General features: G+C 69.4%; 24 protein-coding genes. 19 read left to right on the top strand and 5 right to left on the bottom strand.

The genetic code is table 11. The features are described from left to right. The first annotated feature begins 5 nt into the window (after window positions 1–5). Window positions 6–269, top strand: coding sequence for an acyl carrier protein (locus NRK68_RS34870; RefSeq protein WP_257858191.1), 264 nt, complete (start codon window positions 6–8; stop codon window positions 267–269). A gap of 20 nt (window positions 270–289) precedes the next feature. Next, window positions 290–1,540: an FAD-dependent monooxygenase gene (locus NRK68_RS34865; RefSeq protein WP_257858190.1), complete on the top strand. Its 1,251-nt coding sequence runs from the start codon at window positions 290–292 to the stop codon at window positions 1,538–1,540. Window positions 1,541–1,573: 33 nt separating this feature from the next. Here the strand turns inward: NRK68_RS34865 and NRK68_RS34860 are convergent, their stop codons facing one another. After that, entirely contained in the window at window positions 1,574–2,044 is a 471-nt protein-coding gene (locus tag NRK68_RS34860; protein WP_257858189.1) for a nuclear transport factor 2 family protein, read from the bottom strand. 145 nt (window positions 2,045–2,189) lie between these two features. Between NRK68_RS34860 and NRK68_RS34855 the strand changes: the two genes are divergently transcribed. The 8 genes from NRK68_RS34855 (at window position 2,190) to NRK68_RS34820 (ending at window position 13,077) form a co-directional block, all read left to right on the top strand. Next, the gene (locus tag NRK68_RS34855; RefSeq protein ID WP_257858188.1) at window positions 2,190–3,785 is read left to right on the top strand and encodes a class I adenylate-forming enzyme family protein; all 1,596 of its coding nucleotides are present in this window, start codon (window positions 2,190–2,192) and stop codon (window positions 3,783–3,785) included. Further along, window positions 3,782–5,497, top strand: coding sequence for an FAD-dependent oxidoreductase (locus tag NRK68_RS34850; protein ID WP_257858187.1), 1,716 nt, complete (start codon window positions 3,782–3,784; stop codon window positions 5,495–5,497). The genes NRK68_RS34855 and NRK68_RS34850 overlap by 4 nt, the downstream gene beginning before the upstream one ends. Then, a complete protein-coding gene (gene fabG, locus NRK68_RS34845) occupies window positions 5,494–6,303 on the top strand; it encodes a 3-oxoacyl-ACP reductase FabG (protein ID WP_257858186.1) in 810 nt (269 codons plus the stop codon). Before NRK68_RS34850 ends, fabG begins: the two co-directional genes overlap by 4 nt. Next, complete coding sequence (locus NRK68_RS34840) at window positions 6,303–7,280, top strand: aromatase/cyclase (protein ID WP_257858185.1); 978 nt, start codon at window positions 6,303–6,305, stop codon at window positions 7,278–7,280. Before fabG ends, NRK68_RS34840 begins: the two co-directional genes overlap by 1 nt. A 946-nt stretch (window positions 7,281–8,226) precedes the next feature. Continuing rightward, window positions 8,227–9,330 (top strand): bifunctional DNA primase/polymerase, encoded by a 1,104-nt coding sequence (locus NRK68_RS34835; protein ID WP_257858184.1) that lies wholly within the window; start codon window positions 8,227–8,229, stop codon window positions 9,328–9,330. Further along, a complete protein-coding gene (locus NRK68_RS34830) occupies window positions 9,327–10,841 on the top strand; it encodes a DNA primase family protein (protein WP_257858183.1) in 1,515 nt (504 codons plus the stop codon). Before NRK68_RS34835 ends, NRK68_RS34830 begins: the two co-directional genes overlap by 4 nt. Further along, complete coding sequence (locus tag NRK68_RS34825) at window positions 10,838–11,212, top strand: DUF6009 family protein (protein ID WP_257858182.1); 375 nt, start codon at window positions 10,838–10,840, stop codon at window positions 11,210–11,212. The genes NRK68_RS34830 and NRK68_RS34825 overlap by 4 nt, the downstream gene beginning before the upstream one ends. Window positions 11,213–12,804: 1,592 nt before the next feature. Beyond that, on the top strand, window positions 12,805–13,077 hold the full coding sequence (locus NRK68_RS34820; protein WP_257858181.1) for a hypothetical protein: 273 nt from the start codon (window positions 12,805–12,807) through the stop codon (window positions 13,075–13,077). 77 nt (window positions 13,078–13,154) lie between these two features. Here NRK68_RS34820 and NRK68_RS34815 read toward each other — a convergent pair whose 3' ends face one another. Then, the gene (locus tag NRK68_RS34815; RefSeq protein ID WP_257858180.1) at window positions 13,155–13,811 is read right to left on the bottom strand and encodes a class I SAM-dependent methyltransferase; all 657 of its coding nucleotides are present in this window, start codon (window positions 13,809–13,811) and stop codon (window positions 13,155–13,157) included. A 231-nt stretch (window positions 13,812–14,042) separates the two neighbouring features. Here NRK68_RS34815 and NRK68_RS34810 point away from each other — a divergent pair, with 231 nt between their 5' ends. After that, the gene (locus NRK68_RS34810) at window positions 14,043–14,285 is read left to right on the top strand and encodes a hypothetical protein (RefSeq protein WP_257858179.1); all 243 of its coding nucleotides are present in this window, start codon (window positions 14,043–14,045) and stop codon (window positions 14,283–14,285) included. A gap of 9 nt (window positions 14,286–14,294) precedes the next feature. Here the strand turns inward: NRK68_RS34810 and NRK68_RS34805 are convergent, their stop codons facing one another. Then, a complete protein-coding gene (locus NRK68_RS34805; RefSeq protein WP_257858178.1) occupies window positions 14,295–14,795 on the bottom strand; it encodes a hypothetical protein in 501 nt (166 codons plus the stop codon). A gap of 253 nt (window positions 14,796–15,048) precedes the next feature. Between NRK68_RS34805 and NRK68_RS34800 the strand changes: the two genes are divergently transcribed. Continuing rightward, window positions 15,049–15,273, top strand: coding sequence for a hypothetical protein (locus tag NRK68_RS34800; RefSeq protein ID WP_257858177.1), 225 nt, complete (start codon window positions 15,049–15,051; stop codon window positions 15,271–15,273). Between the two features lie 67 nt (window positions 15,274–15,340). On the opposite strand, the gene NRK68_RS34795 is transcribed toward NRK68_RS34800, so the two are convergent. Both NRK68_RS34795 and NRK68_RS34790 read right to left on the bottom strand, forming a co-directional pair. Continuing rightward, window positions 15,341–15,850 (bottom strand): GNAT family N-acetyltransferase, encoded by a 510-nt coding sequence (locus tag NRK68_RS34795; RefSeq protein ID WP_257858176.1) that lies wholly within the window; start codon window positions 15,848–15,850, stop codon window positions 15,341–15,343. A gap of 802 nt (window positions 15,851–16,652) precedes the next feature. Continuing rightward, the gene (locus NRK68_RS34790; RefSeq protein ID WP_257858175.1) at window positions 16,653–16,895 is read right to left on the bottom strand and encodes a hypothetical protein; all 243 of its coding nucleotides are present in this window, start codon (window positions 16,893–16,895) and stop codon (window positions 16,653–16,655) included. Between the two features lie 683 nt (window positions 16,896–17,578). Between NRK68_RS34790 and NRK68_RS34785 the strand changes: the two genes are divergently transcribed. From NRK68_RS34785 to NRK68_RS34755, 7 genes are all read left to right on the top strand, one after another. Continuing rightward, window positions 17,579–17,701 (top strand): hypothetical protein, encoded by a 123-nt coding sequence (locus NRK68_RS34785; RefSeq protein WP_257858174.1) that lies wholly within the window; start codon window positions 17,579–17,581, stop codon window positions 17,699–17,701. A gap of 28 nt (window positions 17,702–17,729) precedes the next feature. Beyond that, window positions 17,730–17,891, top strand: coding sequence for a hypothetical protein (locus tag NRK68_RS34780; protein WP_257858173.1), 162 nt, complete (start codon window positions 17,730–17,732; stop codon window positions 17,889–17,891). Between the two features lie 124 nt (window positions 17,892–18,015). Continuing rightward, window positions 18,016–18,180, top strand: coding sequence for a hypothetical protein (locus tag NRK68_RS34775; RefSeq protein ID WP_257858172.1), 165 nt, complete (start codon window positions 18,016–18,018; stop codon window positions 18,178–18,180). Further along, on the top strand, window positions 18,180–18,362 hold the full coding sequence (locus NRK68_RS34770) for a DUF8839 family protein (protein WP_257858171.1): 183 nt from the start codon (window positions 18,180–18,182) through the stop codon (window positions 18,360–18,362). The genes NRK68_RS34775 and NRK68_RS34770 overlap by 1 nt, the downstream gene beginning before the upstream one ends. 38 nt (window positions 18,363–18,400) lie before the next feature. Beyond that, window positions 18,401–18,631 carry an NUDIX hydrolase gene (locus NRK68_RS34765; protein ID WP_373024701.1) on the top strand — a complete coding sequence of 77 codons (231 nt, stop codon included), beginning with the start codon at window positions 18,401–18,403 and terminating at the stop codon, window positions 18,629–18,631. Between the two features lie 114 nt (window positions 18,632–18,745). Then, window positions 18,746–19,930, top strand: coding sequence for a ParA family protein (locus NRK68_RS34760; RefSeq protein ID WP_257858169.1), 1,185 nt, complete (start codon window positions 18,746–18,748; stop codon window positions 19,928–19,930). Continuing rightward, window positions 19,927–21,048, top strand: a complete 1,122-nt coding sequence (locus tag NRK68_RS34755) for a ParB/RepB/Spo0J family partition protein (RefSeq protein WP_257858168.1) — start codon at window positions 19,927–19,929, stop codon at window positions 21,046–21,048. The genes NRK68_RS34760 and NRK68_RS34755 overlap by 4 nt, the downstream gene beginning before the upstream one ends. Window positions 21,049–21,107: the final 59 nt, after the last annotated feature.

Genomic DNA, 21,107 nt, shown 5'->3' with positions numbered 1-21,107 from the left:
TACCCATGGACCGGCTCGAACTCAGCGACCTGACCCGGATCCTGCGCGAGTGCGCGGGCGAGGAGGAAGGCGTCGACCTCGACGGCGACGTCCTCGACCTGCACTGGATGGAACTCGGCTACGACTCGCTCGCCGTGCTGCAGACCATCGGCCACATCGAGCGCGAGTACCGCGTTCTCCTCGACGAGGAGACCCTGGACGAGGCCGACACCCCGCGCCGCTTCCTGACGATGGTCAACGACGTGCTCGCCGCCCGCGTCACCGCCTGATCGGCACGGACGGCGAACCGATGGAATCGACCGAGACGGACGTCTGCATCGTCGGGGCGGGGCCCGCCGGGCTCGCCCTGGCCCTCATGCTGCTTCGCTCCGGGATCCGGGTGGCGCTGGTCGAGCGCTCCACCGCCCTCCACCGCGCCTTCCACGGCGAGATCCTGCAGCCTGGCGGGCAACGCATCCTCGACGAGCTCGGAGTGCTGGGCTCCGCGCGAGCACGCGGAGCCGCACAGCTGGCCGGCTTCCAGGTACTGGAACGCGACCGTGTACTCCTCGACATCGACTACTCCCGGCTGCCCGCCCCGTACGGCAGCCTGCTGGCGCTGCCCCAGCCGCACCTGCTGACCGAGCTGCTCTCCGCCTGCCGCGAGCTGCCCGGATTCACCCTTCTGGAGGGCCACCGGGTCGCCGCCCTCCTGGAACGCCGCCCGGGCAGCCCCTGCACCGGCCTGATCGCCAACGGCCCGGACCGCGCACCCCTCACCGTCCACGCACGCGTCGTCGTCGGGGCCGACGGGCGGTTCTCCAAGACACGGGCGCTCGCCGGGATCGCACCCGGCCGCTCCGAGTCCTTCGCGCACGACGTCGCCTGGTTCTCGCTCCACGCACCCGGCCGGGCGACCGGGCGGGTACGCGTCCACCGCGCGGCCGGCGGCGCCATCCTCGTCCACGACACCCACCCCGACCGGCTGCGCATCGGATGGACCCTGCCGCACGGCAGCTGGCGCCGCGCCGTACGGCGCGGCATCGACGACATCCGTGCGGAACTGGCCGACGTCCTGCCCCAGTTCGAGGACCTCCTGCACCAGCAGGTCAGATCGATGGCCGACCTGAACCTCCTCGACGTCTTCGCTTCACAGGCCCGCGAATGGGTACGCGACGGGCTCGTCCTCATCGGGGACGCCGCCCACACCCATGGCCCCATCGGGGCCCAGGGCATCAACCTCGCCCTCCAGGACGCGGCCGCCCTGCACCCCGTCCTCGTCGACGCGCTGGCCGCCGGGCAGCCGACCCGCGAGCGACTGGCACCCTATGCCCGGCTGCGAGCCCCCGCCGCCGCCGCGGTCCACCGGATGCAGCGCATGCAGGCGAAGGCCATGTTCGGCGGCGGCGGCCCCCTCGCCGACCACCTCCGCGCCCGCGCGGCGACCGTGGTCACCCGCACCCGCCTCGGCGCGAAGATCACCCGGAAGGTCGCCTACGGCAGCGGGCCCGCCGGCGTCCGCCAGGACCTGTTCCACCCGGTCCCGGCCCACCGGCACTGAGCCCACCGCCCGGACCCCCGCGCCCGCGGCGCGTCACGCCAGGTCGTCGCGCGTCACGAGCCGGTGGACGACCCGCCACTGCCCGCGGCAGCGCGCGAGTGAGTCCTCCATCACGCACACCCGGTGCACCCGCGCCTCCCCGCCCCGCGGGGTCAGATACACCAGCGCGTACGCGCGCGTACGCAGCGTCCCGTCGGGCTGGGGCTGCACGTCCACCATGCCCAGCCAGTGGCGCAGCTGCTCACCCGTACGGCCCTGCGCCTCCTCGTTGCGCCGCACGTTGGCGGCCAGCTCCTCCCGGCCACGGACCGGCCGCGGCAGCGTCGGCACGTCGAACACGGCGTCCGGCGAGAACGTGCCCGCCCACGCCTCGGCCTCGAAGGAGTCGAACAACTGCATCTGGTGCGCGTAGAACTGCTGGACCTCCGCATACAGCAGACCGAACCGGCCGGGCTCCTGCTCCGTACGGCTCACGTCATGGCTCTCAGCGGCAAGCGCGGTCATGGGCTGACTCCGTTCCCTCGGTTCAGGACAGCTTCCGCCTTCGAGATCGAGCCGCCTTCGAAGATTCCTCAAGCGCCCCCGCCGAAGGTGTGTGAGCCCCGCCGCAACCGCGGCCGTTCTCTTCGGGAGCCAGGAGGACAGCACCATGACGTTCGTGTACCCGAAACTCCCACTGGACGGACTGCTGCGTCAGGCAGCGGTACGCGACCCCGCCGGCTGCGCCCTGCGCACGGCCGCCGGCCCGGTCACCTTCGCGGAACTCGACGCACAGGCCGACCGCGTCGCAGCCTACCTCGAACACACCCGCGGCCGGCGCGGCGCCCGCGTCGGCCTGGCCAACACCCTCGACGCCGTCTTCCCCGCCGCGTACTACGGGACGGTGCGCAGCGGGAACACCGTCGTGCTGGTCAACCCGCTCCTGACGGCAGACGGCCTGGAGCACGTCTTCACCACGGCGGCCGTCGAGGTGGCATTCGTGCCCACCACCACCGCCGAACTGCTGGTGAAGATCGCCGACCGGCTGCCCGCCCTGCACACCGTCGTCGTCACCGACGCGGCCGACGGCATCGTGCCCTCCGACACCGTGCCGCTCGCCCGCGCCCTGGACTCCGTACCGGACGTGCCCGGGCTGCCCGTCCGCGTCGACGACCTCGACGCGGACGCCTGCATCCAGTTCACCACCGGCACCACCGGCCGGCCCAAGGGCGTCCGCCTCAGCCACCGCAACCTGGTCGCCAACGCCGCCCAGACCGCCGCCGCCCACCACCTCGGCAGCGACTCGGTCACCCTCAACCACCTGCCGCTCTACCACGTCATGCACCTCAACTCGGCGGTGTACGCGGGCGCCGAGCAGGTCCTGTGCACCGACCCCGACCCGTGGGCCTCGCTCCGGCACGCGGCGGACGCCGGCGCCACCCACTACTACGGGCTGCCCGCACGCCTGCACCGCCTCGCCCAGGACGAGCGGCTCACCGCCGTTCCGGGCCGCGCTCCCGGCGGCCCGCGGCTGACGGCCGTACTGTCCGGAGGCACCACCCTCGCGCCCTCCGCGGCCCGGGTCCTGCGCGACCGCATCGGAGTACCCGTCCTCCAGGGCTACGGGATGGCCGAACTCTCCCCGCTCTCCCACTGCCAGAGCCCGTACGAGTGGCGCGGCGCCAGGACCGGATCGGTCGGAGCGGCCGTACCCGGAACCGAGTGCCGGATCGTCGACCTCGAGACCCGCACACCCCTGGACACCTACGCCACGGGAGAGGTGCAGGTCCGCGGACCGCAGGTGATGGCCGGGTACCTGAACGACCCAGGCCCCTCGCCCGTGGACGCCGACGGCTGGTTCTCGACCGGCGACGTCGGCTACCGCAACGAGGACGGGCTGTTGTTCCTCGTCGACCGGCTCGGCGACGTCTTCAAGTACGACAACGAACTCGTCTCGCCCAGCGCCGTCGAGGCGATCGTCGGGGAGGACCCGCAGGTCGCCGACTGCGTCGCGGCCGGCTGGCCGGACCCCGTCCACGGCGCGGTCGTCTGGACCGGCATCGTGCTGCGCGACCCGGCCGCGCCGGGCCTCCTCGACGTCGTCGACTCGATCGTCGAACGCGCCAACGAACGCCTCGCGCCGTACGAGCGGATCCGCCGCGTCGAGGTCCTCGACGCCGTCCCCCGCACCCCCGTCGGCAAACCGGAACGGCGCACCGTGCGCCGGCAGATCAGCACCCGCGCCGCCCAGGAGGCCGCCGCATGAACCACACCCCGGACGCCGCCCACGACGACCTCGTCCTCGTCGTCGGCGCCGGCCCCGTGGGCCTGACCGCCGCCCACGAACTGGCCCGCCGCGGCCTGCGCGTACGGCTGATCGACGCGGCCCCCGGGCCCGCGCCCACCAGCCGCGCGGTCGCGGTCCACCCGCGCACCCTGGAGACCTTCGACCAGATGGGCGTGGTGGACCCCGTACTGGAACGCGGTCGCCACAACCGGGCTTTCACGATGCACGCCGGGGGCCGTCGCCTGGTCCGGCTGGACGCCGACTACTCGACGATGCCGACCCGCTACCCGTACACCGTCATCATCGAGCAGACCCGCACCGAGGAAGTGCTGCGCGAGGCGGTCGCCCGGCTCGGCGTCACCGTCGAATGGGGAGTGAAGCTCACCGGCCTCACCCAGGACCGCCACGGCGTCCGTGCCGTCCTCGAACACCACGCCGGCAGCACGGAGGAGTACGAGGTCCCGTGGCTCATCGGCTGCGACGGCGGCCACAGCACCGTACGCAAACAGCTGAAGCTGCCCCTCATCGGCCAGTCCAGCGAGACCTGGGAACTCGCCGACGCCACGGTCACCACACAGCTCCCGCAGGACAGCATCCACTGGATACACACCGGCGGGCAGGCCCTCATGATGGTCCCCTACCAGGACGAGGGCCGCTGGCGACTCCTCGACACCGCACCGCGCCCCGGCGCCGACCCCGCCGGGGCGGCCGCCCGCCTGAGCGCCAAACTCAGCGCCGGCCTCGGCCACCGCGTACACGTCGGCGAACCCACCTGGTCCTCCGTCTTCACCTTCCAGCAGCGCATGGTGCCCCGGATGCACGACGGCCGCTGCTTCGTCGCCGGAGACGCCGCCCACGTGCACAGCCCCGCCTCCGGGCAAGGCATGAACACCGGCATCCAGGAGGCGTACAACCTGGCCTGGAAACTCGCCATGGTCGCCCAGGGCCACGCCGGCCGCGACCTGCTCACCACCTACGGCGAGGAACGCGTCCCCGTCGGCAGGGCGCTGCTCGGCTCCACCCGCAGGGCGACCTTTCTGGTCCAGTTCAAGAACTCCCTCGCCGGCGTCATGCTGCCGGTCGTCTTCGGCATCGTGCGCCGGGTGCCGGCCCTGCGCCGGACCATCCAGCGCAAAGTACTGGGCGGGCTGTCCGGACTGCGCCTCGGCTATCCGCAGAGCACCCTCACCACCGCCACCGGATCCGGCGCCGGAATCTCCCCGGGCAGCCGCGCCGCAGCCGCCGTCGCGGCGGCGGGCCGGCCCGGCACACTCGGGGCGGAAGAGCTGCGCACCGAACTGCGCGACACCCGCTGGACCCTGCTGCACGCGGCGGGCGGGGGAGAAGCGGCGGTCTCGGTCGCGGCCGACACCGCCGCCGACCACGCGTCCTGGCTCTCCGTACGCACGATCCGCGCCCCCGGTGACGCCACCGGCCCGGACCCGATGGAGGACCCGCGCGGCTGCCTGCGACGCGCGCTCGGCCTGGCCGCCGGCGGCTGGCTGCTGATCCGCCCCGACGGTTACGTCGCGAGCGGCGGCTCCCGGCTGACCCGGCACGACCTGGACCGGGCCCTGTCCCCGCTCGGCTCCGGCCGCCCACGGCCCACCCTCCAGTACCCGTCAGGCGTTCCTCGAGCCGTTCCGGACACGGTCGAGGTTCCGACCCCCGAACTGGAGGCACAAGGATGACGGCATCGACGGCGGCACCCGAGAATCCGGTGGCGCTGGTCACCGGAGCCACGAGCGGCATCGGCCTGGCCGTGGCGCGAGACCTGGCCACCCGCGGACACCGGGTGTTCCTGTGCGCCCGTAACGCCGACGCGGTCGAGGAGACCGTGGCGAAGCTGCGGGCCGAAGGCCTCCAGGCGGCCGGCACCACCGCCGACGTACGCTCCAAGGAGCAGGTGCGGGCGCTGGTCGCCGCGGCCGTCGCGACGTACGGGCCGATCACGGTCCTGGTCAACAACGCCGGCCGCAGCGGTGGCGGCCCCACCGCCGAGATCAGTGACGAACTCTGGTACGACGTCATCGACACCAACCTCAACAGCGTCTTCCTGCTCACCCGGGAAGTACTCAAGCAGGGCGGGATGACGCAGGCCGCGGCCGCCGGAGGCTACGGCCGGATCATCAACATCGCTTCCACGGCCGGCAAGCAGGGCGTCCTCCTGGGCGCCCCCTACTCCGCCTCCAAGCACGCGGTCGTCGGCTTCACCAAGGCCCTGGGCAAGGAGCTCGCCCCCGCCGGGATCACCGTCAACGCGGTCTGCCCCGGCTACGTCGAGACTCCGATGGCCGAACGGGTGCGCTCCGGCTACGCGGCTGCCTGGAACACCACGCAGGAAGACGTACGGGAGCGGTTCGAGTCGAAGATCCCGCTCGGGCGCTACTCGACTCCGCAGGAGGTGGCGGGTCTCGTCGGCTATCTGACGACCGACCTCGCCGCATCGATCACCGCCCAGGCGCTCAACGTCTGCGGTGGGCTGGGCAACTTCTGATGACCGAGGGGCTGACGATGGCGGACGGCGAGCAGGTGCACCGCACGGTGCACGAGACCGAGGTGGCCGCCCCCGCGGGCGTGGTCTACGGGATGATCGCGGACGCGGCCCGGTGGCCGCTGCTCTTCCTGCCCAACGTGCACGTGGACCGACTCGAGTTCGACGGGGCGAACGAGCGCCTGCGCATGTGGGCGACGGCGAACGGCCAGGTGAAGTCCTGGACCTCCCGCCGCGTGCTGGACGCGGCGGCCCGGCGCATCGAGTTCCGACAGGAGATCCCGTCGGCGCCACTGACGGCGATGTCCGGCACCTGGATCGTCGAAGCGCTGGGAGCGGAGAGGTCGAAGCTCACCCTGCTCCACGCGTTCTCGGTGGCCGGCGACCGGGCCGCCGACGCGGCCTGGGTGGAGCGTGCCACGGACACCAACAGCCGCGCCGAGCTGGCCGGCCTCGCCGCCCTGGCCGGGCAGTGGGCGCGGCTGGACGAACTGGTGCTGTCCTTCGAGGACTCGGTCCGGATCGACGCCCCGCCGCAGCTGGTCTACGCGTTCCTCGAGGACGCGGGCCGGTGGCCCGACCGGCTGCCGCACGTCTCACGCCTCGACCTCACCGAAGAGACCGCGGGCGTCCAGGTCATGTCCATGGACACACTCACCGCCGACGGCGCCGCCCACACCACCGAGTCCGTACGGGTCTGCTTCCCCGACGCCGCACGGATCGTCTACAAGCAGACCGTCACCCCCGTCCTCATGTCGGCCCACACAGGAGCCTGGACGGTGGCCCCCGGCCCGGCCGGGACCACGATCGCCACCTCGCGACACAACGTCGTACTGCGGGAGGAGGCGGTGGAGCGGGTACTGGGGGCGGGCACGGACCTCGCCTGGGCCCGGTCATACGTACGAGAGGCACTCGGCCGCAACAGCACGGCGACCCTGAACCATGCCAAGCGGTACGCGGAGTCCGCGGCGGTTCTCTGAGCGCGGCGATGAACGAGGTCTGGAACTCTCGCTCCACATCCGCCCGGTGTTCGGCCGGGCGGGGCGTTGCTCGGAGGTGGTGGGCGAGGAAGACGCGGGCGCGCTCGTCGAGCGGGGAGCGCAGTCGGCCCCCGTTCCTGGCCGCTTGGCGCCGTGCTGTGTTCGGCCGGCCTCCCCGTGCCCGCCTCGTACACCACCCGCGCTGGAGATCACGATCGTCGGGAATCCCGAGCACGGAACACTCGAGCTCCAGGCGGACCGGAGCCTGGCCGTGTACACACCGCATCCCGGCTTCAGCGGCATCGACACGTGCCCGGCTGCGTGGAACCACACCGTCCCTTCGGGCCGCGTGACTCAACCTGTCACCCGAATCTGCACCAGACCCTCACTGAACCGCACTTCAGCGACTGAAGCGACTCAACTTCGCAGCGGGTTCACGTAACGACGTCAACCGTTCCGACCTCCTATTCGCCGCGTGACCCGCTCCCACCGGTTCATGGTGCTCGGGCTAACCGTGGTACCAGCGAGACTCGGGTCTAGAGGCCGACAAGCGAGCTTGCCGCGTTGAGTCGCTTTCTTGAGTCGCTCCATGAAACCGCAGGTCAGAGGGCTTCAGGGAGCCCATGCAGCGACTGAAGCGACTCAACTTCCGGTATATGAGAGCATTCCTGTGTGTGCGTGTGCGTCATATATAGGCAGCTTGAGTCGCTTCAGTCGCTGCATGGAAGGCTAAAGGCGGCTTGACCTGCAGGTTCTCTCGGAACGACACACAGCGACTGAAGCGTTTCCGTCGCTCTGGTCTTCTCGTCAGTCGCTTCCGACCCACAGGCAGCCAGGAAGCGACACGCCGGGCCAGATAGCCCAGACACGCTGCACACTGTTCCTGGCCGACTTCGCTAGTCTGTGTTCGTCGTTGAGTCGCTTCGGTCGCTGTTAGGGGAAGTACATGCCTTCTGAGCTGCGTTTTTCTCGCAGCGACTCAGGGCGGTCGACCTCTGAGCGCTCCGTCGCTGGTCTGAGACTGGCTCGGTGGTGCGCCAGTAACGGCTGGCCCGTTCACCCGCTTGCTCCTGGTCGCAAGACGCCCCCCGCCAACTGCCGAGATTGTGCCGAACCGGGTCACACTCACGCCGACTGCACGTGCCTGCAGGGCGGCCGCTGGTGTCACGGTTTCCATGCCGCGACCCTGGACTACTCCCGCATTGAGAACTGGTGGACCGGCACCCCCGCTCTGGGTGTCGGTGTTGCCTGCGGGCCCGCGGACCTGGTCGTCATCGACATCGATGCGCACGCAGGTGAACTGCCGTCCCGTGACCGGCTCCTTCCGGGAATCCCGGTCGGGGACGCTGTCGATCTGCGTGGCCTGCGGACGGGCTTTCACTCCCTGGCCGTGCTGGCGGCTCTCCGCGGCGAGACCTCTCCCGCCGAAGACGACTCGACCCTGCGTGTACGGACCCCGTCGGGCGGCATGCACGTTTGGTATCGGGCCACCGACGGCCGTCAGTGGCAGTGCTCCACCGGATCCGGGAAGAGGGCTCTCGCCTGGCAGGTTGATGTCCGTGCGCACGGCGGCTACATCGTTGCCCCGGGGACGAGTACATCCGCCGGGATGTACAGGCCGCTGGGGCAGGTCCGGCAGCCGGCCCCACTGCCCGCATGGCTGGCCCAGGAACTCCAGCGCACCGGTCATCTGCCGGCTCCGCACATTCCCGCGCCGCGCCCTGTTCCACCGCGTGCCCGCCAGGCTGTCCTCGCAGCCGGCGGAGGGCAGGACCGAACTGCACGTCTTCTGAGCGCCCTCCTTGCCGAGGTCACGGCGTGCGCCCAGTTTTCTGAAGGGGCCGGCTTCACCGAGAAGCTCAACAGGGCGGCGTACAGCTTGGGCGGGCTTGTTGCCGCAGGCCATCTCACCGACTCCGCCGCCCAGGAAGCCTTGAGGGAAGCTGCAGGCGCAGCCCGTCCCGGCCAGGAGCAGCGCTCGGCTCAGATCATCCGCAGCGGCATGTCCGCCGGCGCAAAGCGCCCCCTGTACCTTGGAGGCCGCCGGTGAGCCCCACGCCCGAAACCGACGGTTTTCTCTTCGCCTTCGACCCTGACGCCGTGGCCGCGCAGATCCTTGCCCAGGCCCCGCCGGCGCTGCCTGCCCAGGGCGGCGAAAGGGTGCACGGGGATCACGCGACTGCTGCCGGGCTTCTGCCCGACACCCTCAGCGACCGCGGCAACGCCAAGCTCTTCGTCCGTTTGTACGCCGGGGACTATCGCCACGTCCCTGGCCTGGGCTGGTACCGATGGGACACCACTCGTTGGCAGGCCGACGAGGACGACACCGTCGTCTGGGCCGCCGGGGACCTTGCCGAGGCCATCGCAACGACCGACCCCCGCGGAATCCACAGCAACCAGTCGCTGCAGAAGCACCGCCGCCGGGCTCTGAGCACCTCCGGTATGAACGCGATGCTCACCCAGGCCAAGTCGGCCCCCGGCATGGTCCTGCGGGCCGAGCTCCTCGACGCCGACCCGTACGCTCTGTGCACCCCAGCGGGCATCGTTGACCTGTACACCGGACTCATCCGCGCGCCCCAGCCCGACAAGGATTTCCACTCCCGCTCGACCTCCACCGGCCCCAAGCAGCAACCGACCCCCCGCTGGGAACGCTTCCTCACCGACACCTTCGGCGCTGACACCGAAGGCCGGGAGATGATCGACTTCCTGCATCTGATGCTGGGCTACTCCATCACCGGAGATGTCGGTGCCCAGGTCATGCCGTTCCTCTTCGGAGCCGGCAAGAACGGCAAGTCCGTTCTCCTCGACGTCCTCATGAAGCTTCTTGGCGACTACGCCGACGCCGCGCCACCTGGCTTCCTGATGGCTCGCACCTTCGACGGTCACCCCACGGAACTCGCCGAGCTCCACGGCCGGCGCGTGATCGTCTGCTCGGAGGTCAAGCCAGGCGACAAGTTCGACGAAGCCCGCGTCAAGCTCCTCACCGGTGGCGACCGGATCAAGGCCCGCCGAATGAGGCAGGACTTTTTTTCCTTCGCCCCCACTCACAAGCTCTGGCTCATCGGTAACCACCGCCCCGAGGTCGGCACCGGAGGCTTCGCCTTCTGGCGCCGCATGAGGCTCGTCCCCTTCGAGAAGGTCGTCTCCGACGACCGGAAGATCGACAACCTCGCCGACATCCTCGTCACCGAGGAAGGCCCCGGCATCCTCGCCTGGCTCATCGACGGCGCACGCCGCTACCTCGCAGGCGAGAAGGACCTCACCGGCCCCGCCCCGGTCCGGATCGCGACCACCGCGTACGCGGAAACCGAAGACCACACCGGCCGCTTCTTCGACGAATGCTGCGTCTTCCACGCCGACCACCGGGCCGAACAAGCCCGCCTCTACAGCGTCTACCGCACCTGGTGCCAGAATGAAGGCGCGCCCACCATCTCGTCCCGAGCCTTCGCGGCCCGGGCTCGAGAGCTCGTAGGCCTCGCCTCACCCAAAGAAATGATCTTGTCCAACTCGAAGAAGTACTACCCCGGCATCGGACTGCTCGCTGAGGAGGAGAACGCATGAGCTCGCTCATCTCCGACGACGAGATCCACCACGAAGTCGACCTGGTCTGGCTCGAGGACGTCACCGAACTCGACTACGTCCGCCAGTCCCTCGACCGGCTCCCCACCCGCAGAGGCAAACCCGCCTACCATCGCGACGGGCGCCTTGTCGGCTATGCCCAGCTGGGGCCGCAGGCAAAGGCCTCCCGTTCCAGCGGGACCTTCCGCCGCCGTGTCTTCTGGCTCCTGCCCCACGACCGCGACACGGTCCCGGACGGCCTCTACGCCTCCGGCGCCCCCGCCGAAGCAGTCGACCCGACCACGCTGACTGCCGGGAGCAAGGGCCGGAAGACTCAACGGTCGGAGCGGCCGGTGCAAGGTGCTGACGTCTAACGCTTTCCGCTGAGACTCGAAGACGAGAATGTGTCCGCAGTCCGGTCGCTTCAGTCGCTGATTTTCGGGTGACCTTCGGCGGCGCTGGGTTTCTCTGCGAGATAGCGAGCGTTTGCGTCGCGTGAGCACTCCCTCCGAGGCGCGCGAATGCGGCCTGGTCGGCCCAGCTCCTCCCGACCAGGGTCAGGTAAGCGAGCATGGACGCATGCCCGGCGAGCTCACCGAAGTGGCTTGGCCAGCCTTGTTACAGAGGAGCTGTGTGCCATCCGAGCCCTGCACCCTATACAGCCTGGAGCAGCAGCGGCTCAGAGCCGCGCTGCACCAGACGGCCGCCGCCCTCCCCAGGTCGGGTTCCTCGCGGGCTTGCGGTGGCCTGCAATAGCAGGGGGTTGATTGCCACTTCGAGCTGGGCCCTCGATCCATCCAGCACGCCTGCCCGTGGCACGCTCACACCGCGCCGGGATCTGACAGTCCCGCTCGTTCTGCCAGTCTCCATCCTGATCAAGGTGCACCCGCATGACCGGCTGCCCGCGGAACACGCGCTGGACACAAACACGTGATCATCAGGGGAGAGACCCTGCACCGGCCCACAACCTTCGTGCATGCTGCTGTCCATCCTCCTCCCTGGTCGAAGAGCCCATCTCAGCACACCCCCGGAACATCGGTGCATCGAGGCTGCTCAAGAGGCGACTCCGCTGGATCCGCCGCACAGGTTAAAGATCAGATAGCCCATGGCCACCGCCACGACCACCACCTACCCCCGCTGCACCCAGCCCCTTCTCCGATGGACTGCCACCCGCTCCCGCCTCACCGTCGACCGACGGCTCCCCATCTGCTCCCCTGCGGCACTGACGCCGTACGCGACCTGACCGGCGGGGCCACCGTCCCGCCCGCCGAGTGGCCCCTCCGCGACCGACACGGCCGAGCGCAACACCACCATCGAGACCGTTCACTTCGCCCTGTGTGAGATCGCACCTGCTGGCGCACATTTGGAGCCAGCATGCGAGCCCGTCATTAGCACGATCAGCAGTCCGAGGCGGTCCGCGGACCCGCTCGCCCGGCGAACCGCCCGGTCGGCAAAGGGTCTGGAGTACTTCCGCTCGTGCGGGAGAAGACGCCTCCGGCCCGGCCGACATATTCCACGCCACCGGAGCACCTCCGCTCGCGCGGAGAAGACCGGGCTCGTCACGCGTATGCAGTTACGGGACATGCAGGTGAGCCTCGGCGGCAATGAGGGCCCGGTCGCGATCCTGCGGTGCAAGCTGTGCGCGAGTCTCCCGCAGTGGTCCAGCCGCCACCCCACCCGCGGCTACCTGCTCCGCATCGACCTGGCGGTGCCCAGGCCGGAGGCGGTTCTACATCTGCCTCTCGAAGAAGCTCGGCTGCTGCCTTGAGTGCTTCGATGGCAGCCCCGTCGACCCAGCAGCCTCATGACGCTCCCGGCCCCGGCCGTCCACCGGTTGGCCGCGTGAGCCGCGCGCCGTCCCGACCGCACCGGCCGGGACGGCGCCCGCACCACACGGGCGGCCGCAGCACCGGCAAAGGCCGGCCGCCCGCTCCCTCCCCCGTTTCGCGATCAGGAGACACCCAGCATGACGCACCGCCCCGCAGTCTTCGCCGCCCTGCTCGGACTGGCCCGCGCCGGGAGCGCGATCGGTGAATTCTGGGTGCAGAACAACTTCTACGCCCGGCTGAAGGGCGCCTCCGACGACCACCCGGTCACCTACGAGGACCCGGCCACGAAGGAGAAGACCACCCACGGCACGGCCGACGGCTGCAAGGCGTGCCTGCACCACTGCCTTTCTCTCGGGCTTGAAGCCGGGTGGACGCGACGGGCGCCACGTTTCCCCAGCTCAGTGGCATGACTCGTTCGGTGCCGTGTGCGCGACAGGTGTCGTGGATACAGGCTCGTTCCGATGCCAGACCGTGGCGCGTTGGCTGTTCAGCGCTGGTGCCAGACCAGCGTGTAGCGCCAAAACAGTCGCCGGCGCAGCCGTGCGCCGGGTAGTTCATGGCGAGCCTCGCGCACGATGTCTGCGAAATTCATGGTCGCCGGTCGGGTAGGGGCAGTCATCGAGGTCGGTCGCGGTGACTTGCGGCCCTTGTTCTTGATCCATGCCATGGCGACATTCGACGGAATGGCGACGGCGTCAATCAGGTAGTCGCTCCGAGACTGTGGGCGGTAGAGACCGACGACGACCAGGTTTCCGCCGGGCGCCAGGTGCTGTCGAAAGCGGGTGAGGGCGTCGCTAAACGGCAGGTGATGGATGGTGGCGACACATGTGATGACGTCGTAGGGGCCAGGGGGTATCTCGTTCAGTGCGTCTCCGACGGTGAAGGTCACCGGGGCGGGCGGGACTGTGAGCTCCCGCGCGCGAGCGACGATGTCGTGGTCCACGTCGACGCCGTGCACCACTCCTGCCCGTGCGGCCAGGAGCCTGGCAAGGTCACCGCTGCCCGATCCGACGTCCAGGGCGCTGTTGAAGCGTCTCGGGAGCTGGCGCAGGATCCACTGGTGGTAGTGGGCGTTGTGGTCCCAGGGATGGGTGGCATGGAACTGTTCGAGTGCTCGAAGGATGCGGGGCAGCAGTGTCGTCATGGCGTGAGTCCATCAGAGGTCGGTCGTCTGGGACACCGTCGTCGGGTGACCGCTGACGGCGATGATGCGGTCAGCGGTTGAGCTGGGCCATCAGCTCACGGTTCGCGGCGCGGGCGGCTTCGAGGTCTTCGTCCCGTTCCGCAAGTTCGCCGCGGAGGTCGAGAATCTGCTGTTCCAGCTCGGTGGCGCGGCGTGTGAGCGTCTCGACGTCGGCCGGGGCGCCGAGGCCGGATGCTTCCCAATGCGGGCCGTGAGGTTCGCGACGTCGGCCAGCAGCGACTTGCGGCTGACCTGCGTTCCGGCAGTCGTGCTGGGCAGGGGCTGGCCCGCGCGGGCGATGACGGCGGCGTGCAGATCACCGTGGCGGTGAATCAGGCTGCGGTGAACGCCGGCGGCACGGGCGACCGAGGAGACGCTGACGCGCTGACGGAGCTGGACCTTCTCTGCAGCAACTCGGAGGGTGCTGAACGCTGACGCGAGAGGTTAGTCCTGCGTAAGCCGAAGCCGTCCGATGGAGCGCTTGTCTGCAAGCCACTCATCGGCTTCATGGTGCGCGATGAGTGTCGCCAGGTCGGCTCGGATCTCGGGCTGCAGCCGACCGAAGGCGGCACCAAATGCCTGAAGGTCCTCATCGCTGGCCAGCACGGTCACGAGCTGAAGGACGTGGCCGCTGTTGTCTCGGGGGATCTCCAAGAGGTTGATCACTGCCATGGCGGCGCCTCTGACAAGGTCTCGACCGGAGAAGCGTTCCAGCGCGCCGTAGACAGCCTCGTGGGCACCGTGGTCGTCCTCTGCGTGAAGCGAGGCGATCAGGGCTTTAACCGTTGTGGGCCCTTCGGTGCCGTCGACCATGTCCGCCAGCTCGATGTAGCGGTCGAAACGGGCCTGGGCCTCGGGCCCGTACTCGAAGGCGTCACCGTCCTGGACGAAGCCGCCGGTGAACAGCAGTTCTCGCCGCCATGCGTCGAAGTCACCGAACGGCATGATTGCTCTCCTGTGGCTGACCGCTGGACTAACGGCGGCGGGTTCGACGCAGGACATTACCGAGCGCTCACCTCACGGACTTCTGGTGGGTGCCCGATGACGAGCATCGAGCAGGTCGCGACTTTTGGCGACGTTCGGCGCGGTGTGGGGGCCCTCGCGGTCGGTCACAACCTTGCCGATCACGTGATCGGGCAGACCGACCACCAGGTAGGAGGGAAGGCTGCGCCGTCGGCGGGCCGAGGTCGCTGACGGCGTGAGCCCGAGGCGGCGCTGGGGCGCGTGCCTGGGACACGTCGCCCAGTACCACCTGGTGATGACCATGATGCTGGCCCTGGTCCGGGCCGTCCTCCCGCTTCAGATGTCCTTCACCGGCCTGGCGGCAGGGTTCGCCGTCTCCGCGGTGACGCACGCGTTCTTTGACCGCCGCTGGCCGGTCCGCTGGCTTCTTGGGCACGTCGGGTCCAAGGGCTTCCCGTAGCTGAAGGCGGCGGGGATGAACGGTATGTATCCGACCGATCTTCTCTGCACCCACTGCTCGGTGATGGTCAGGTCAAATCAGTGCGTGGGTCGATGATCCAGTGATTGGTGTCCAGAACTCGACCGGCGAACTCCAGGCTCTGTTCTTCGACGAACGTGAAGCCGACAGCGCGGCAGATGCCATTGGAAGGCAGGTTGCTGGTTGCGGGGAAGGCGTGGATGAGTTCCCAGCGGCCGTCCTCCCTGGCCATCTCAAGCAGCGTCCGCACGGCTCGCTTGCCGTAGCCCTGGCCTTGGAAGGCGGGCAGGACCATCCAACCGATCTCGGAGATGTGATGGTTGTCGGCTTCGTGGGACCACAGCGACACAGTTCCTGCGACCGCCGAGGGGGCAGCCGCTTCGGGGATGATCATTTTGGTCCAGGCGGTGTCCTCGGCAGCTCGGCGGACATCGCGCTGCACCTTCTCATCCATGCCTTCTCGCGGCAGTGGACCCCCGAGATCTTTCATCATGTCGGGATCGCATCGCATCCGGATGTAAGCGTCGACGTCATCAAGCACCACATTGCGCAACAGCATTCTGTGCCTCCTGGTTGGCAGCGATTGTTGTGATCACGCAGCCCGCGCTGTTGGGGTCTGTGCTCCCCTGTGGCGCGCGCTCTTCAGAGCGTTTCCCGCCGCGCAGGTGATCCTTGCCCGGCGCTCCTCGAAGCGAAGAGATGTCACGGGCGCTGCTGGGAGGTCGCCGGCTCGTCACCACACGTCGACGGACCAGACGTCGCCCCTCTGATGTCCGTCTGGATCCGGGTCGCCTGACCCGTACGGGTCAGGGTCAGCGACGACGTGGATGCGGGCGGCGGACGCGGATACGCGGTAGCAGTCCATGTCACTCGACGTGTTGTGCTTGTCGAGTTCGATCGTGTGGCCCAGGGCCAGGATGGCGGTCTGCAGTTCCTTGAAGGGGACTCTGGGTGCGAATCCCCCGTATTCCCGCGAGAGCGGGGACGGCACGGTGGTCGGGGGTCGGGGACTGGTCGTACAGCAGTCGTTGGATCTTCACGCCGAAGCCAAAGCACGACATCTGCCCTTGCCGCCCTGGCTGGTCCGGCGAGAAGTTGATTTCCACGAGCCCGTAGTCCCGCCGCAGAAGGCCACCACCGGGAACATCGAGGCATGTCGCCCCCAGGGCGGCTTCCCAGGCTTCGGGGTCGGCACCGAGGCCAACTCCCAGGACCTCACCGCAAACGGCGACGTGAGCGTAGAAGTCCACAGCGGACACCCGCCAACTCCCTCAACTATCCGGACTAGGCACCACTTGCTGATCTCCGCACAGGACAGGCGGACCAGCGTCCAGTATTCGGTGATCGTACAGAGCAGCCTGTCAGGGTGGTCGCCGGGTGAGTTCGTCGCCGTCGTCGAAGTCCAGGACCGCTTCAAGTCCATCAACGACACGCTGCCACGCGGCTGGGGACGCTGTCCTGGCCGCCGTCGCCGCCCGGCTCACCGCCTGGACGGGCCCCGCGGCGTCGTTGCGCGGCTGGGCGGCGACGAGTGCGCCGTCATTGTCCCGCTCCCCGCCGACAGCCCGGGGCAGCGCCTGGCGCAGCCGGTCCGGATGCTGCACCCCCGGTCGTCCTTGACGACGGCCGTGCCGTCGACGTCGGCGCTTCGGTCGGGGCCGCGGTCCCGCGCGGGTCGGCTCGCACGACCTGAGGCTGCTGCAGCGGGCCGCTGACGCCGCCTTGTACGACGGCAGGCACTCCGGCCGGGCGATCGTCGCGACCCGCCGGCACCTCATGGTGCCGTCCATCAACGGCCGCCGAGCCCGCCGTCCCGGAACCGGCGTGTGGGGACAGGCCGCATGAGCCCCCGACCCCGCCGCCAGCCCTGCTCGACCGCGTACTTCAGCCGCGGCCCGACCCCCGGCCTTGACCCGCACCTGAGGAAAGAAGACGTCCTTCGAGCCGGGCCTGGTCCCGCCTTCCGGCGCGCTCCTCGAGTGGCGCGACAGCCAGCACTTCTACTGCTGGCAGGACCGCCCCTGCGTGCTGTGCGACAAGCCCACGCCGATGCGCTCCCATACCGGGGAGTACACAAGGCGTGTGCAGAGGCCTGGATCGCCGCCACCCCGGTTGAGGCTCGCCTCGGCCGGTTCGCCTCTGACACCCAGTCCAAGAGCAGCCAGCGCGCCACCCATGCCTGCCCCCTCCCACCGGAGGCCCCCGTGAGCAGCACCGACCGTCACGTCGACCAGCTCTCGCCTACGCCGAGCCGCCCGCCTCCCCGCCGTGGCACCGCCACGGCCGCGTGCAGGCCCGGCCCCTCACCGAGGCGGAGAAGAAGCGCAACCGTGAGCTGCTGCTGCTCGCGCAGTACACCCCCCGACCCCGCTCTCCTCGCCCGACCGAGCTCCTGGCGGAGGCCAGCTGATGGACACCAAGCACTGCGCCGTCGACGGGTGGGTCGACGCGACCCCGTCCCCGGCCCGCACGGCACCGCCGCTTTCGGCCTGGTCGTCCGGCCCGCTGACTTCGACACCGCCGACGAGGACGCCCCCGACACGGTTATCACCTGCACCAGCGGCCCGCGGATCACCCACGCGCTGCTGACCGCCACATAGCCCGGCGACTTGCTCCGCGCGACCAGCGCACCCTGGCACCGCGGTTCACGCCCGGCGAGCCCGCCGGGTTCACCGTCGACGCCTTCCAGGTCCTGGGCACCGCCCTCATCCGGTCCTGCGCGACATGGTGCTCGACCGGTACGGCGACTACGTCGTCATCTTCGACGCCGGCCGCGACCCGGTCCCCGTCTTCACCGCGCACGGAACATGGGTCGGCCCGGCGGACAACCCCGACGCCATCACCCGCCTCATCGACATCCACGAGCGCGTGAACGGCGGCGACGCCTGATGAGCGCCATCACCACACAGACCCGCACCGTGCTGGAGCGGTTCCCCGCCGGCCACCCCCGCGGCTCCTGGCCCGCCGACGAATACGCCGCCGCCCAGCTCGCCCAAGGCACCGACGCCCACGTCCTCGTGAACCTCGCCAGCGACCAGTTCCTCGTCGTCACCGACATCACCCACCCCTGACCGAGAGGCGAACATGACTGAGCCCAAGACCGGGGCCATTGAGAAACTCGGCCGACGCGGTCACCGTGACCCCGAGCCGCCACGTCCTGCTGATCGAGCACGGCTGGCCGCCCTCCGAGGGTGCCTGGGCACAGCCCAGGGGACACGTCGACGCCGGAGAAGCGCCGTACCTGGCCGCTGCCCGCGAGCTCGCCGAGGGGACCGTGTCCACGTGCCCGTCGGCGCCCTGCACCAGATCGGCGTCTGGGACCAGCTCGACCGGGACCTAGCTTGCCTGTGAGTGCTAACGGCGTTAGCACTCACGGAGCAACTGTCGCGAGATTTCAGCAAAACGGTCCTATGGGATCACCGCCACCTCACATGACGGCAGTATGCTGCCGTCCATGTCATCTCCCAACTCGGGAGGTGAGCGGGAGAAGCTCGTGTCCAAGCTGCCCGCCCACCTCCAGCAAGCACTCAAGGTTCGTGCAGCGCAGCTCCAGATCGACATGCAGGACGCCGTTACGAACGGCATTCAGGCGTGGCGGAACTGCAGTGACGACCTCCCCACCGTCAACACCGCCGGAGCGGACTCGTTCGGCACCTACCTCCCCGAAGGCCTGTACGAGGACTTCAAGGTCGACTGCCGCGAACGCGGCGTCTCCTACATCCAGGGGCTGGCGCAGTCCGTGGTTCTCTGGCTCGCCGACAACCCCGCCGGCGTACAGCGGACCACCCGCAGAATCGTCGTCTGCAACCAGAAGGGCGGCGTCGGCAAGACCGCCGTATCCGCAGGCCTCGCCCAGGCCTTCGCCGAAGATCCGTCCGTTGTCGGTGCGGCCGCCGATGCCGCGGTCGGTGGCTTGAGAGTCCTTCTCGTCGACTACGACCCGCAGGGACACCTCACCCATCAGCTCGGCCTCACCGCCATTCCAGCGGGCGAGGAAAGCCTCATCACGCACATGCTCCACCGTGAGCAAGCCAAGCAGCCGCTTCTCGACCTGACTGTTGTCATAAGCGGTGACCGGTTCGGCGGACGCCTGCGGATCCTGCCCGCCGCGTTCGACGCGTTCCTCCTCGACTCAGGGCTCACCATGTTCCGCGGTCCACGCGAGGCCACCCTCGAGCGGGCGCTTGCCCCGCTCGAGGAGCACTTCGACGTCATCGTCGTGGACTCACCGCCCAGTCTTGGACTCGCCATGGACGCGGCCCTCAACTACGGCCGCCAGCGCGACGACGAGAAGCCAGGCTCATCCGGTCTCGTCATTCCCGTAGAAGCAGAGGACACCTCAGCACAGGCTTACGGGATGCTGATCCAGCAGATCGACTCCCTCTCCCGTGACTACGACCTCGCCATCGAGCAGCTCGGACTCGTCGTCAACAAGTTCGACAGCCGGCGCGGCTACATCGCGACCTCGTCCCTCGAGAAGTGGAAGTCGCTCGGTTCTCCCCCGGTCCTGGCTGTGGTCCCCGACGTCAAGGAGCAGCGCGAGGCCGTCCGAAAGCAGCGCCCGCTGCTGGACTACGCGCCCGACTGCGAGCAGGCCCACCGGATGCGGCAGATCGCGCGAGGAGTGAAGACCGCATGAGTAAGGCGGACATGCTGGGGGACTCCCCCACGTTCAACGCCGTGGCACAGCCGATGAGCAGCCGTGCGGCCTCCTTCGCACGCTTCGCCGGGCAGGACGGCCCCGCCCCCGATCCGACCGCCGCGCCGACCGGGACACTCCGCGTACCGCTGGACGCCCTGGCCCACAACCCCTACAACCCGCGCGAGGAACTCAAGTCGGTCGATGACCTCGCCGACAGCCTCACCTCTCGAGGCGTCATCCAGCCCCTCGCAGTCGTTACACGGCAGGCATTCCTCGCAGCCCACCCCGGCCACGAGGACCGGATCGGCCAAGCCACGTACGTCGTGGTCGATGGCAACCGTCGACTGGCCGCATCCAACCTCGCCGGCCTGGACGACCTCCCCATCCACGTCGACGACTCCCTCGCCCAGGACGCCGACACCCTCCTGGAGACAGCGCTCACAGCGGCCGTCCAACACGAGAACCTCGACCCCCTCGAGGAGGCGAAAGCCCTCCAGCGCCTGGTCCACGTCCATGGCTCCCAACGCGCAGTTGCCCGCGCGCTGGGTAAGTCCAGCCCCTGGGTCACCCAGCGCATCGCCCTCCTCAAGCTCACCCCGGAGCTCCAGGACGCCGTCGAAGATCGAAGGCTCCCGGTCGAGATCGCGCGCAACATCGGCCAGCTGCCCGCACAGCAGCAGCAGAGTGCGGCACAGGAAGCACTCGCGAAGCGGGCTGACGCGAAACGTCGTAAGCAGACCCTGCGGGGTGCTAACGCCGTTAGCACCCCGCACGCTGCCAGTGGTGAACCGGAGCCGGCCCATATCGCCGCCATCACCACTCAGTCCGACGAGCGGAGCGCTGAGGCCCGCCCGACCGATGACGCGGTTACAGCCGAGCACGGCCTCTCTGCACAGCTTCCTCCACTGCCGTGGCATGACGGAAACGCGGTCATGGACCTCGCTATCGCAGCTTTGAATGATGAGCAGCGAACTCGTTTCCTGCACCGCTACATCGAGCGCAGCGGTAACAAGGAGGCACTGGTCGCTGACTTCGCCCGGGGTCTCCCCAAGGAGGGACGCCTCCAGCTCGCCGCGATTTTGGCAGCGGTAGCGGCAGACCTGCGCGTGCTCTGAACGCCCAGAGCAGGGGGATTCCCTGCGGAGGCCGGACCCGGTAGCGGGCCCGGCCTCTC

It is taken from the genome of Streptomyces yangpuensis, from assembly GCF_024666385.1.
GTDB lineage: Bacteria > Actinomycetota > Actinomycetes > Streptomycetales > Streptomycetaceae > Streptomyces > Streptomyces yangpuensis.
The sequence above is the reverse complement of the archived record's forward strand: the minus strand, read 5'-3'. Positions and strand labels throughout refer to the sequence as shown.